Below are 14,317 nucleotides of genomic sequence, written 5' to 3'. Positions count from 1 at the left end.
GTTTGACTATTTATTATCCAAACTGTTCAAAAACAGCTCAGCTTGCTAGTTGTCTCCTTTTAAAATAGAATCACCATACCGTTAAAAGGATTTATCTCATGCCTCAATCTCGTTTTCATCACCTAAAATTCTTACAGCCTATTCTAGTTCTATTACTTGTTGGCATTGCGATTATCTCGCTAACTTTTAGCATTCAAAGTTTTCAATCTGTCGAGAAAACGATCCGAACCTCTTCATTTAAAGCGTTCAACAACTCTATTGAAGCCAGTTACGATATTGTTGATACCGCACTCAATGAATCAATAAAGCGCTATTTGCGAGGGATTGTACTCACTTCTGCTAAGTTTATTACTCAAATTCAAAAATCTCCCTCGCTGACACAAGAGCAGAAGACAGCGCTAATTCAAAAGTACATTAACTCCAATAAAATTGGGGATACTGGCTACCCTTATGTATTAAATTCTAAGGGACAATTAGTGTTCCACCCTATTTTTCAGGGCCGTAATGTCAGTGAGTATCGTCATATTCAAGAGCAAATCGATAATGATGATCACTTTGTTGAGTATTTATGGACTAACCCAGGAGAAGAGAAGCCACGCAGAAAACTGGCCTATTCTATTTATGTAGAAGAGCTTGATTATGTTATCTCGGCAAGTGCTTATAAAGATGAGTTTCTACACTTTATAGATAAAACCATCTTAAAAGATAAGTTAAGTAAATATCAGTATGGTAAAACAGGCTATGTTTACGTAATTAACTTAACTGGTGAGCTTATCCTTCACCCTAGCTATGAAGGTGAGAACATACGCAGCTTGATTGGTGAAAACGCGGATGGTTTACTTAAAAAAATCCGACAATCTGCTAATCGTCATAGCTTACAAATGAATTTAATTAACGGCTCATCAGAAGCGACGTTTCATGCGGCTACTGTTGAAGATTACACTTATACAATAACAATGGATAACAACACCTATCAAAAAGATGTTCTATATATCTATTATCCATATCTAGATTGGGCAATTGTCTCAGGGATCTCTCGTGATGAGCTTAACCGCCCAACAAATACGTTGTTATATAGTTCACTAGCACTGATTTTAAGCTTAACTACGATCATCATCGTTCTATTGCTTCTGCTTAATCATCGTCATAATAAACTAGTTAACGTCCTTAATTGTGACTATTTAACAGGGTTGCTAAATCGCAGGGCGTTTCATGATATGGCATCAAAACTGATCAGTGATAAGCATCACCCTACTACGTTTACTCCCTACTCTATTATCTTATTAGACATTGATTTCTTTAAACGCATTAATGACACTTATGGTCATATTGTTGGTGATAAAATTATTGCGATTGTAGGTAAAGCTATTTCACAATACCCACATATTTTAGCGGCACGCTATGGTGGTGAAGAATTTGTATTATTTACAACCATTAGTGATCCAAAACACGCGATTCGCTTTACTGAGCAAGTACGTCAAAAGATCGACCAATACAATACGTTACATGAGAAGATCACATTAAGTGCTGGTATAACAACGATAAATAAGCCAAACGTGTTGTTAGATGATGTGATTGATCAAGCAGATAAAGCGCTATATCACGCAAAAAATACGGGCCGTAATAAGGTTGTTCATTACCAAGAGTTATAAATGAGATATGAAAGATAGAGGGGAAAACTGGACAAGTATTGATGCTGTACTACGCTAAATAAAGTATGTTCTCCATTTAAATTAGCGCAAGGCTCATCGAGCCGTTTCCCTAAGCCCGTAACCAGGAATCGTTACGGGCTATTTTTTAGGGCAATTATCTGCTTTATTCAGATTTAGCGGCTACTAGGTAGATACCATCTTTTTCAATAGTAATTTTACCCGCTTTATATAAACCACCAATTGTCTTTTTAAACGTACCTTTACTTGTTCTAAATTCAGTAAAGATCGCATCTGGAGATGATTTATCTGTTAGAGGTAAGAAGCCTTCTTTTTTCTCTAACGTTGCGATAACTTTTTCGCTTAAATCATCCATACGTGCTACGCCTGGACGTTGTAGAGAAAGTGAAATCTTACCGTCTTCACGCATTTCTGCGATGAACGCTTTAAGTTGCTTACCAATGAAAAGCTTACCAAATACATCTGAATGGAAGATTAAACCCCAATGCTCGCCATTGATAACTGCTTTGTAGCCAAGATCAGTACGTTCTGCAATTAAGATATCTACTTGCTGACCTTTCTCATAATTCGCAGGTGTATTATCCAACCACTTGTTAAAACGAGTTGTACCAACAATACGACTAGATGCTTTATCAATGTATACATATACAAGGATATTTTGACCTTCGTTTAAGCGGCCACGTTGCTCACTAAATGGAACCAATAAGTCTTTTTTAGCAATACCCCAATCAACGAAAGCACCAATGCTGTTTGTGCCAATTACGTTCATTAAACCGAATTGACCTACTTGTGCTTTTGGTGTTTCTGTTGAAGCAACCACTTCATTTTCTGAATCAAGATAAATAAACACATCAAGCGCTTCGCCTACTTCTGTGCCTTCTGGAACAAAACGACTTGGAAGAAGAATAGAACCATAATCATCGCCATCTAAAAAGACACCAAAATCTACAGCTTTTGTTACTTCTAATTTGTTGATTTGACCAATTTTAATCATTACTTCAATTCCTAAATAAAATACTCGGCGATTATACCTGAACTCTGATATGCTTGCTGTATGAATTACCATTTTTATAGGAATTTCCTGTGATTACAGTTGGTAAGAAAGATGGCTTATCACTAAAAATCTCACATATCGTTGAAGAATCTAAGCAACATGAACTGGAAATGTATCTTTTCATTCCCGGCGAGCTTGGTTTAAACAAAGACATGGTTTCTGAATCAGAGTTTTACTACAACTCAATTCAGAGCCAGCGTACGTATTTCAGTGATAAAAATCACCTCCCCCTTGTGCACTCTCGTCTCGCGCAACGTGGCCGTCTGTCTACTGAACAATATCGTTTAAGTTTGAGTTTATACGCTTATCAATACGCCCTCGCTTTAGAGAAAGCCGTACAGCAGCTTAATGATACTTCTCGTGACGATATCACTCATCAAGAAGTTGACGATGCAATCGATCTGGCTATTGATATTCTCAGAAAGTTACGCCGTAACGTACCTTATGACGACACGTTAAAGCGCTACTATGCCAATATCGATAACTATTTATCTTGGTACACTGAACAACGTTTTCTTTCTTTACTTGCTCATATGCCAAGAAATGAAGATTATAAGCTGGTTAAAGAACGCCTTGTTGATATCTGTGAGCAAGAAGCACTGCACCGTCTAGATAAGAGTTATAACTCAAGTAAAGCTCGAGAAGACATGACGCGTATGTCAAATAAGATGCGTCTGTTACGTCGTTTAATCGAGTTCCCTATCGTACTTAAAGAAAAGAACTTAGCCCTTGGTAAACATATCAAGCGAATGGTTAAAGGCGGAGCAACAGCGGTTGTGATGATCTTTGTATCATTAATGGTGATCCAAGCGCGTGGTTTTTTGGGTGAAATTACCGCCTCTTTCATCTTTGCAGTTTCATTTATCTATGCCATGCGTGAGGTCTTTAAAGATGATTTGCGTGATGTAATGTGGCGTTGGATCCGTAAAGGACAGCCTAAATGGCGTAAACGCTATCTTGATCCTACCACCAATACTTATGTGGGAAGAAAGCTAGAATGGCTTGATTACATGACGTTCTCAGAGCTAGACAGTGACATTCAGAAATTGCGTAAAAACCGTGTGGTTCAACGTGAAGAAGTCGTTCTCTCTTATAAAAGCCAAACTAAAATGGCAATTACTAAGTTTATGAGTGGGTATGAACAAACCCGCGAAACAATGCTAATTGACCTACGTCCTATCGCACGTTTAATGGAGAAAGGCTCTCAAAAGATCTACCACTTAAACGAGGGGCAAGTCACGAAAGAGTCGGTTGAGAAGCGTCACTTAATTAATTTAATTGTGCGTGAAACCATGGATGATTACAGTACTCAGCTACACCGTTGGAAAATTGTGGTTAACCGCTCTAAAATTATTGATATTGAAAAGATTAAAATAGACTAATAATTTATATCAACTCAATAAAAACGCCTTTAGCTTTACACTAAAGGCGTTTTTTTATGTTCTAGATTGATACGTTAAGTTATGCAGTAACAACAACGTCTGTTGCATTTAACTGATCAAGTAAGTCTTGAACTCTTGGGTTTTGAGCAAGCTCATCAATCGTAGTAACCACTGGTTTGTTTGCTTTGTTAGCTGCTTGAATCGCATGCCCAACAAGATGAAGTACAGCATCGTTTTGTGGATCAAAGTGATGCTCTAACGCTTCATTTTGCTTATCTACACCTAAAGTGAATTGAGTAAGTGTATCTACGTTTACAACCAATCCATCAAAGTATTGCAGTAATTTATCTGCCATTAATGCTGCGGCTGGTACATCACAAACGAAATGCACTTTAAGGCCATTTAAGCCACGTGGTAAACCATAAATAGCTAAGCGGTCAATAATGGTTGCTGCATCACTTAAGTTACGTACAAATGGAACAACAATTTGCACACTTGCCGTGGTTGCTGCCATGACTTTCTTAATCACTGCACACTCTAAAGCAAATTGCTCAGAACTTGCATCAGAGGCAAAACGAGTTACACCACGAACGCCCATGATTGGATTTGCTTCTGTTGCTTCAAGTTGACCTGCAAGTAAACCTGCAAATGCCGCGCTGTCTGCATCAGAGAACAAGATTTTGATCTCTTTAGTTGATTCATTGGTAGCCGCTAAAATCACATCTGCTAACGTATCAACAAAGTGTGCTTTACCATCTGCTGCGCCTTCAATGATAGCAGCTAGACTCTGTGCATCAATATCACTCATCGCTGGTGCTTTAATCACAGCTTTTGGATGATAAAATAAATGTTCTTGAATTAATCCAGCAATTGAAACATACAGTGATGCTTCTGAATCGTTTTGTGATTGATAAGAAGGCAAACTCGCCATGCGTGTTAGCGTTGGTAAAATAGTATCCGTCATGCTTGCTCCAATAAACTCAGTAATTCGTTTTCATTATTTAATGTTATTTATGTTGAACATACCGATACATGAGCAACAACTCAAGTCTAAAAGATACAATACGTTAACTTTTCTTTACTGTTCTGCCTTTCTATAAAAATTTTGGGTTTCATCCATTTTAATTTTCCGTTATCTTACTCAGGTGTATTAAAGAATTAACAGGCGACACTATGCCATTTCAAACAGATGAACTTCGTACTCAGCCTTTAGGGCCAATGCCAACACCCGCTGAGCTAACGACTGCTCACCCTATTACCGACGATGTTGCTGAACATATTGAGCAATCTCGCGCACAGGTTGAAGCAATTTTAACTGGCAAAGATAAACGTCTTTTAGTTATTGTGGGGCCATGCTCTGTTCATGATACAGAAGCAGCACTGGATTACGCACAGCGCTTAGCCAATATTCAAGATCAGTATAAAGATGAGCTATTCATCGTTATGCGTACTTACTTTGAAAAACCACGCACGATTGTGGGTTGGAAAGGCTTAATTACTGATCCTAATCTTGATGGCAGTTATGCACTTGAAGCGGGTTTACATAAAGCTCGTAAACTGTTGCTTGATATTAATAAACTGGGTTTAGCTACGGCTACTGAGTTTTTAGATATGATCACTGGTCAATATATTTCAGATCTTATTACGTGGGGTGCTATTGGCGCACGTACGACTGAATCTCAAATTCACCGTGAAATGGCATCTGCCCTATCTTGTCCGGTTGGTTTTAAAAATGGTACTAATGGCAACACGCAAATTGCGATGGATGCTATTCGTGCAGCTAAGGCTTCACATTTCTTCTACTCTCCTGATAAACAAGGTCGTATGACGGTATACCGCACTGCGGGTAACCCATTTGGTCATGTGATTTTACGTGGTGGTAGCGACAAACCAAACTTTGATATTGATTCAGTTACCGATGCTTGCCAACGTTTAGAAGGAGTTGATTTACCGCCTCATCTTATTGTTGATTTTAGCCACGCGAACTGTGAGAAACAACATCGTCGTCAGCTTGATGTAGCCAAAGATATTTGTGCTCAAATCGAGTCTGGCAGCAATAAAGTTGTTGGTATTATGGCTGAAAGCTTCATTATTGAAGGCAACCAACCAATGACTGATTTGAATAACCTAACTTATGGCCAGTCTATTACTGATCCATGCCTAAGCTGGGAAGATACCGTGACTATGTTAGACATGTTATCAAATACTATTAAAACATCTCGTTAATTTAAGGATTTAAACTATGCCTGCTTTTGATATCGTTTCTGAAGTTGATAATGTTGAACTAAAAAATGCGGTAGATAATGCTACTCGTGAATTAGCTACTCGTTTCGATTTTCGTGGCGTTGACGCAAGCTTTGAACTTAAAGGCGAAAACATCAAGATTAAAGCCGAAGATGATTTCCAACTGTCTCAGTTAGTAGATATCCTACGTGGTAACCTTGCTAAGCGTGGCGTTGATGCTCGCTCTATGGACATTAAAGACGCCGTTCACTCTGGTAAGAACTTTTACCAAGACATCGACTTTAAACAAGGTGTTGATACGCTTATCGCTAAGAAATTAGTAAAAGAAATCAAAGCATCAAAAATTAAAGTGCAAGCGGCAATCCAAGGCGAACAACTTCGCATTACTGGTAAGAACCGTGATGATCTTCAAGCGGCGATGGCACTTGTTCGTGAAGGTGACTTTGGTCAACCTTTCCAGTTCACGAACTTCCGTGACTAATCAAGTTTCATAGAGTAATTATCTAAAAAACAGTGTTGTTTGATAGATATAAAAAAAGCGCTTCTACTGTTTATCAGTGAGGCGCTTTTTTATTATTTTCGATTATAGTGTTCGTTGGGCTCTAGTTTAAAATTAGCTGACTAATCGTTCAAACTCATCAATTTGTTGGCTTACTCTATCTAAGCTCTGCTGCCAAAACGTTTCTTGGGTTAAATCCATCTGCAAATGCTTTTGAACCACCTCTTCAGCTCTCATAGAGCCAGTATCACGCAGTAAACTCACGTAATCAGTGTAGAAGTGTTCACCTTTTGCTTCTCGTTGTGCGTACACGCCAATACTGAATAAGTAACCGAATAAGTATGGGTAGTTATAGAAACTTACTTCTGGAATACTAAAATGCAGTTTACTTGCCCAAAATAGAGGATCAGGCTCAGACATCGAGTCTCCATACCATTCCGTCCAAGTGTCTCCCATCAAACGAGATAATTGTTCTGGTCCTAGCTCTTTATTTGAACGTTGCTCATAAAACGCTTTTTCAAACTCATAGCGAACAGGAATATTAATCGTAAGTGCTAGCGCAGAAGATAACTCTTCCCATAGCATTTCAATTTTGTCTTCTTTGGTTTTTGCTTTAGCAAGCAGCGCATCACGTACAACATTTTCAGCAAAGATCGATGCGGTTTCTGCCAACGTCATTGGGTATTTAGTTTTACACAACGGCATGTCTCGCATCACCCAATTATGGAAGGCGTGACCTAGTTCATGCGCGAGCGTTAATACATCTGACATGCTATTGCCCCATGTCATAAAGACCAATGGCGTTCTAGAGTCAGCAAATTTAGTACAGTAAGCGCCAAGACGTTTTGTTTCTTGTGGCGCGGCATCTATCCAACCATTTTTTACCATCAAATCAACAAAATCGGCCATCTCTTGCGAAACACCTGCAAATGCATCCTTAATGATATCAATCGCTTCATCAAAGCTGTACTGAGAGGCTTCTCCAATAAGCGGAGGCATAGAGGCAAGTTGGTCCCAAGGGGTTAACTGCTCAGTCCCAAACATCTTCGCCATTAAGCGCCCTGCTTTTTGGCCGACTTCACGATTCTTTTTCGCTACCGACATCATGCTATCAAGTGTGGCTTGCTCAATACGGCTGCCATGTAAGCTCGGCTCAAGAAAATGCACGCTATTTATGGCGCTACGTTTTTTATATTCCGTTAATCTCCAGCCCGCTAGCGCATTTAAGATAGCCGAAAAACTTTCTTTGTTCTGTGCCATTGCTAGTTGTATTGCACGCCAGGCAGGCTCTCTACGAAGCGTATCACTGCCATATAAAATACTAGCAGCTTGTGATAAGCCCATCGTTTCATCAGTGCCATTAGAAAGTTGCAGGGTCACTTTCATGGAGCCTGTAATATTGTCGTATAAACGGCCCCAGGCATTTTTACCATCCACACTCATGGCTGACAGTAATTGCTCTTCTTTCACGCTTAATCGTGTTGCGACTAGTTTTCTCTCTTCTTCTAATAAGAAGCGTTGTGCTTCTAGATCTTCACTCAACGATAATACTGATTCAAACAACTCCGTTGGTGCATTCACAATCGCATCTAAATACGGGCTGAAGGCTTGTGAAAGATCCGAAGATAACTTAGTCATTTGGTTCACTAACGCTTTGGCTTGTGCGTTTGAAGCATCGACAGAAGCAATGCAATTCCCATAACTCGCTACGGTTGCCAATTGCACTGAAATCGACTCTTTTTCAATAATCGCTTGCTGTAAATCGTTAACGTCTAAAGTAATGTCACTACCAGAAAAATCTGTAATGCACTGTTCAATAGACGCTATCGTGTCTATTAACTTTGGATCATTAAGGGATTGGAAGGCAATAGAGAGATCCCAACTTGGTGCAGTCATGATTGTGTCCTTTTATTTTGTTTTCATCATCATAGCAATTGATTTAGATTGATAACAGCGCCTCTGAATTGATCTCATCTTTTGAGTTAATTCGTCTTACTTTTCTCAATTTTTTGAACCAATAAGCACGCTCGATGCCCGTTTTCTACATTGGCATTAGGAAAGACCACGCTTTCTCCTCCGGCTTGAGCGGTATATTTCACATCGCCATCGGTAGCAAGTAAGTCATTTTCAGTAAATGACGTGAAATTAGCGAGATCACTAGGGAAATGAAACGTAAATTGATCGCTTTGTTTCATAATGCTTCGAGTGACTTGGTATTCTATCAATGTCGAATCAGATGACGCCTGCTCAAAATAATCAGCGTGACTGATCAAATCTCTTAATGCTTCGTTAAACTCAGAAAGTAAGGTTAAGTCGTTCTCCCCCATTTTTGATACTTTACCAAGCTCAACGGTTGCGGCATGAGCGCCATGATGCTCTGCACTGTACCAACTAAACGTGGACGCTGACGCTTCTGCGTATAAACAGGCTTCTATTTTACTGCGTGATAGAAAATCTAATAATGGCTCTGAGCGCTTATAATGTTGATTGTATGGGTGTATCGCAAAGGTATAGTGCTGAGATGAACGAATAGCGCAGTGTAAATCTAAATGCCATTTTTCTTTTGCATTATGTTTGGTAAAAAAGCTATCCACGCTTCTCATTAAACGATTGGCTAAGTCGATTTCAACAATATCTTTATTTTCATCTTGATGATGGCTAAAAAGTCGATTTAGGTTGGTATCAATAAAACGAGTGTGTTGGTGAGTTGCCGCGGGATGACCATAGATAAATAAGCAAGGCTGAGAAAGTGATACCCTCCCACTTTGTATATCTGCAATGATCTGATCAAGCAGTTCTATTGGTGAGGTTTCGTTACCATGAATACCTGATGACAGCACGATGGCTCGATGAGGTTCAAAATCCAATTCAGGAACAAACTCCACCACGCCACGACTGTGTAAAATAACATGAGTCCCGTTAGCAAGTTGCCAAGTCTCTTCTTTTACTGGGATAGATAAATCTAATGTATTTTGAATGAATGAAATATGTTCCATTGGTACTTCTCTTCCTTGGTAATATATTCAACCAAAAAACTGTACCACTAGTAACACAATAAAATAACAAGATAACAACATTTGTGTGAGTTCAAACATCGCTTATATCGGATTTAGGATATATAGATAATAAAAAAGCTGCACAACAGATTAATGTTATACAGCTTTCATTTTTCTTAGCTCAAGATGGCAAGATTATTTTTCTACCGGTAGACTCTCAACACGAGCTTTCAGTTTCTGACCCGGTTTAAATGTAACAACTCGGCGTGCAGAAATTGGAATATCTTCCCCAGTTTTTGGGTTACGTCCAGGTCGCTCACTCTTTTCGCGTAAGTCAAAATTACCAAAACCAGATAATTTCACTTGCTCACCACTCTCTAGAGCTTGCTTAATCTCTTCGAAAAATACTTCTACCGTTTCCTTGGCGTCGCGTTTACTTAATCCAACTTTTTCAAATAAGGTCTCAGCCAAATCAGCTTTAGTGAGTGCCATAAAAACTACCCTCAGGTTACGTTAGAGATAGTTACAGTATTTACTGCAACCGGAAACTGAATTGTTAGAACAACGACTTAACATTGCATCAACTAAGGACAGTGTATGCCAACCATCTGATTTTCGCCAACTTTTTTCTTAAAAATCATGCACTATTTATGAGATAGCGATCAAATTTATAAGCTATTTACATTAAGATATCTTACATCCACCTAAGCTAAGTTGTTGATTTGGTATTTAACACTAGTTACTTCGCCTTTTTTAGTTCATTTGTCTGTATGTAAATTTGTGATACCACGCAGATATTTATTAATAGAATTGAAAATAAGGCATCTATTTGATTGTGAACAAGTTAGTTTTAGGCAAATTTTAGAGCGACAATAACTAAACACAAAAATTGTCTTTTGTTTCAGAATTATATACTGAGCTTGAATTATGAACTTTAGTTTTGACTAATAATAAAAAACCCAGCATTGATCGCTCAATGCTGGGTTTACTTTATTTATTCAGTGTTCGCTGCTAATTAGTCACGCAATGTTGCTGAGAACTTCTCACCAATTGCTGCAACGATAGCGTCAACAGCTGAAGTGATATCAGCCTCTTCTAGCGTACGTTCAACTGATTGAAGTGTCAGTGCGATTGCAAGACTCTTCTTACCGTCTTCAACGCCTTGACCACGGTACACATCGAACAGTTTAGCGCTAGTTAATAGCTCGCCACCTGATGCTAAACATTCAGCAACGATGTCACCAGAAGCAATTGCTTCGTCTGCAACGATTGCGATATCACGACGGTTTGCAGGGAACTTAGATACTGCTGCCGCTTCAGGGATAACGCGAGTATTGATTGCATCCCACTCGATTTCAAACATGATTGTACGACCGTTCAAGCCAAACTTACGCTCTAGCTCTGGGTGTACTGTACCGATGAAACCAACTTCTTTTCCGCCAACAACGATAGCTGCTGTTTGGCCTGGATGAAGTGCTGGGTGTTTAGCCGCTTTAAACTCGTACGCTAATTCGTTAGCAGTTAATTCAAGAACCGCTTCTAAATCGCCTTTAAGGTCGAAGAAATCAACCGTGTTAGTTGCGATATCCCAGTGTTCTTCACCACGAGTACCAGCGATGATACCAGCAAGCATCATTTCTTGACGCATGCCGTTTTCTGCTGATTCTTCAGGAATAAAACGCAGACCAGATTCGAATAAACGAACACGTGGTTGCTGACGTTTTTGGTTATGAACAACGGTATTGATCAAACCAGTCCATAGGCTTAAACGCATTGCTGACATGTCAGCTGAAATTGGGAATGGCAGAATTAACGGCTCAATTTCAGGCACGATCAGTTTTTGTTGCTCAGGCTCTACGAAGCTGTATGTGATTGCTTCGTGGTAACCACGGTCAACAAGAAGATCACGAACACGCTTAAGCGGCTGGTTTGCTTCTTTGTGATCGTTCATGTTTAGTGCAGCAACTGGGGCTTGGTTTGGAATGTTATTGTAACCGTAGATACGACCCACTTCTTCAATTAGGTCTTGCTCGATTGCAATATCAAAACGCCATGATGGAGATGTTGCAGTCCAGCCAGTATCTGTCGTTTCAACAGAACAACCTAGACGCGTTAAGATCTCAACCACATCTGTTGATGGGATGTGATGACCTAATAGGCCATCTAACTTGCTGCGACGTAATTCAACTGTGTTTGCTGTTGGAAGATCGGCATCAGATTCTGCAGCAGAGATAGGAGCTACTTCGCCACCACAAAGTTCAACAAGAAGCTGTGTTGCACGCTCCATCGCTGTTGCTTGTAATGTAGAGTCAACGCCACGCTCAAAACGTAGAGAAGAATCAGTGTGTAGACCGTATGCACGAGCACGACCACGGATGTGATCAGGTGCGAAGAATGCACACTCAAGCATGATGTCAGTTGTTTCAGTCGTTACACCAGACTCTTTACCACCAAAGATACCAGCGATTGCTAGTGCTTTGTTTTGGTCTGCAATAACTAATGTATTGTTGTTTAGCTTCGCTTCGTTGCCATCAAGAAGAGTTAGTTTCTCATCTTGTTCAGCCATACGAACCACAATGCCGCCATCGATCTTAGACAGATCAAACGCGTGCATTGGTTGGCCTTGCTCAAGCATTACGTAGTTTGTAATATCAACAATCGCATCGATTGAACGGATACCACAACGACGCAGTTTCTCTTGCATCCAGATTGGTGTTTCAGCTTTTGCATTTACGTTCTTGATTACACGACCAAGGTAACGTGGACACGCTTCAGTTGCTTTAACGTCAATAGAAACTGTATCTTCAATACTTGTTGCTACTGCTTCAATAGTTGGTTCAACTACGTCTGCACGGTTAAGTACACCCACTTCACGAGCTAAACCACGAATGCTGAAACAGTCAGCACGGTTTGCTGTTAAGTCAACATCGATAGCAACGTCATTAAGCTCAAGTAGCTCACGAACGTCCATACCTAATGTAGAGCCTTCAGGTAATTCTAAAATACCGTCAGATTCAACATCAATACCTAGCTCAGAGAAAGAACAAAGCATACCGTGTGATGGAACACCACGTAGTTTTGCTTTCTTAATTTTGAAGTCACCAGGAAGTACAGCACCAACCGTCGCAACAGCAACCGTTAGGCCTAGACGACAGTTAGATGCACCACAAACGATGTCTAAAAGCTCTTCTTCGCCGATATCAATTTTAGTTACACGAAGTTTGTCTGCGTCTGGGTGTTGACCACACTCAACCACTTTACCTACTTTAACACCGGTGAACTCACCAGCAACAGGTGCAACTTCATCAACTTCCAAACCAGCCATTGTGATTTGGTGAGCTAGCTCTTCGCTGTTAATAGCAGGTTTAACCCACTCGCGTAGCCAAGATTCACTGAATTTCATAAATTTCTAGCCCCGAATTACTTGAATTGTTTAAGGAAACGAAGGTCGTTCTCGAAGAACGCACGAAGGTCATTTACGCCGTAACGAAGCATAGTTAGACGCTCAACACCCATACCAAACGCAAAGCCTGAGTATTTTTCAGGGTCGATGCCAACAGAGCGAAGTACGTTAGGGTGAACCATGCCACAACCTAATACTTCTAACCATTTGCCATCTTTACGCTTCACATCAACTTCAGCAGAAGGTTCTGTGAATGGGAAGAATGAAGGACGGAAACGCACTTCAACTTCTTCTTCAAAGAAATTACAAAGGAAATCGTGAAGAATACCTTTAAGTTGTGCAAAGTTAACGTTCTCATCAACTAACATACCTTCCACTTGGTGGAACATTGGTGTGTGAGTTTGATCGTAATCGTTACGGTAAACACGACCAGGAGCAATGAAACGGAATGGTGGTTTGCCATTTTCCATTGTACGGATCTGAACACCTGATGTATGCGTACGTAGCATTAGATCAGGGTTAAAGAAGAACGTATCGTGGTCAGTACGTGCTGGGTGATCGTCTGCAATATTTAGCGCATCGAAGTTATGGAATGCATCTTCAATTTCAGGGCCAGATTCAGTGCTGAAACCTAATTCACCAAAGAATTGCTCAATACGCTCAACGGTACGAGTAACTGGGTGTAAACCACCGTTCTCGATACGACGGCCTGGAAGGCTTACATCGATAGTTTCAGCAGCAAGTTTCGCTTCAAGCTCTGCAGTTTGAAGAGAGTCTTTACGTTCAACTAATAACGTTTGAACCGCTTGCTTTGCTTTATTGATCAATTGACCTGCTTCACGACGCTCTGAAGGGTCTAGTTTACCTAGTCCTTGAAGCTGAAGTGTCAAATGCCCTTTTTTACCTAAGTATTGAACACGGACTTCGTCCAGAGCGACTAAAGAGCCTGCTTGTTCAATTTCTGCCGTTGCATTGGCAATGATCTCGTCTAGATGTTGCATCGTTTCCTCATCCACTTATAGGTGGTATCCGTTGCGAGTAAAATACATATCAGCACATAGTAATAAAT

The 14,317-nt window shown here is 40.0% G+C and carries 11 protein-coding genes; 4 read left to right on the top strand and 7 right to left on the bottom strand.

Features of this window, described 5'->3' with window-relative positions; translation table 11 throughout:
• Window positions 1–98: 98 nt before the first annotated feature.
• Window positions 99–1,652, top strand: coding sequence for a diguanylate cyclase (locus AC2INI_RS06410; protein ID WP_122034897.1), 1,554 nt, complete (start codon window positions 99–101; stop codon window positions 1,650–1,652).
• 163 nt (window positions 1,653–1,815) lie between these two features.
• Here the strand turns inward: AC2INI_RS06410 and AC2INI_RS06405 are convergent, their stop codons facing one another.
• Window positions 1,816–2,664, bottom strand: a complete 849-nt coding sequence (locus AC2INI_RS06405; protein WP_162922522.1) for a CvfB family protein — start codon at window positions 2,662–2,664, stop codon at window positions 1,816–1,818.
• Between the two features lie 89 nt (window positions 2,665–2,753).
• On the opposite strand from AC2INI_RS06405, the gene AC2INI_RS06400 reads away from it, so the two are divergent.
• Window positions 2,754–4,106, top strand: a complete 1,353-nt coding sequence (locus AC2INI_RS06400; protein WP_486305629.1) for a hypothetical protein — start codon at window positions 2,754–2,756, stop codon at window positions 4,104–4,106.
• A gap of 79 nt (window positions 4,107–4,185) precedes the next feature.
• Here the strand turns inward: AC2INI_RS06400 and AC2INI_RS06395 are convergent, their stop codons facing one another.
• The gene (locus tag AC2INI_RS06395) at window positions 4,186–5,070 is read right to left on the bottom strand and encodes a putative PEP-binding protein (RefSeq protein WP_486305628.1); all 885 of its coding nucleotides are present in this window, start codon (window positions 5,068–5,070) and stop codon (window positions 4,186–4,188) included.
• A 209-nt stretch (window positions 5,071–5,279) separates the two neighbouring features.
• Between AC2INI_RS06395 and AC2INI_RS06390 the strand changes: the two genes are divergently transcribed.
• Together AC2INI_RS06390 and AC2INI_RS06385 are read left to right on the top strand one after the other, a co-directional pair.
• Complete coding sequence (locus tag AC2INI_RS06390; RefSeq protein WP_122034906.1) at window positions 5,280–6,332, top strand: 3-deoxy-7-phosphoheptulonate synthase; 1,053 nt, start codon at window positions 5,280–5,282, stop codon at window positions 6,330–6,332.
• Window positions 6,333–6,348: 16 nt separating this feature from the next.
• A complete protein-coding gene (locus AC2INI_RS06385; protein WP_045102132.1) occupies window positions 6,349–6,831 on the top strand; it encodes a YajQ family cyclic di-GMP-binding protein in 483 nt (160 codons plus the stop codon).
• A 132-nt stretch (window positions 6,832–6,963) separates the two neighbouring features.
• On the opposite strand, the gene AC2INI_RS06380 is transcribed toward AC2INI_RS06385, so the two are convergent.
• The 5 genes from AC2INI_RS06380 to pheS form a co-directional block, all read right to left on the bottom strand.
• Window positions 6,964–8,745 (bottom strand): M3 family oligoendopeptidase, encoded by a 1,782-nt coding sequence (locus AC2INI_RS06380; protein ID WP_486305627.1) that lies wholly within the window; start codon window positions 8,743–8,745, stop codon window positions 6,964–6,966.
• Between the two features lie 86 nt (window positions 8,746–8,831).
• Complete coding sequence (locus AC2INI_RS06375) at window positions 8,832–9,845, bottom strand: succinylglutamate desuccinylase (protein ID WP_486305626.1); 1,014 nt, start codon at window positions 9,843–9,845, stop codon at window positions 8,832–8,834.
• A gap of 195 nt (window positions 9,846–10,040) precedes the next feature.
• Window positions 10,041–10,337 carry an integration host factor subunit alpha gene (locus tag AC2INI_RS06370; protein ID WP_060990903.1) on the bottom strand — a complete coding sequence of 99 codons (297 nt, stop codon included), beginning with the start codon at window positions 10,335–10,337 and terminating at the stop codon, window positions 10,041–10,043.
• 523 nt (window positions 10,338–10,860) lie between these two features.
• Window positions 10,861–13,248, bottom strand: coding sequence for a phenylalanine--tRNA ligase subunit beta (gene pheT, locus AC2INI_RS06365; protein WP_486305625.1), 2,388 nt, complete (start codon window positions 13,246–13,248; stop codon window positions 10,861–10,863).
• 17 nt (window positions 13,249–13,265) lie between these two features.
• Window positions 13,266–14,249, bottom strand: a complete 984-nt coding sequence (pheS, locus tag AC2INI_RS06360) for a phenylalanine--tRNA ligase subunit alpha (RefSeq protein WP_045102137.1) — start codon at window positions 14,247–14,249, stop codon at window positions 13,266–13,268.
• Window positions 14,250–14,317: the final 68 nt, after the last annotated feature.

Source organism: Aliivibrio friggae (assembly GCF_057368515.1).
Note: the sequence above shows the minus strand (reverse complement) of the source record. Positions and strands in the feature narration are given on the sequence as shown.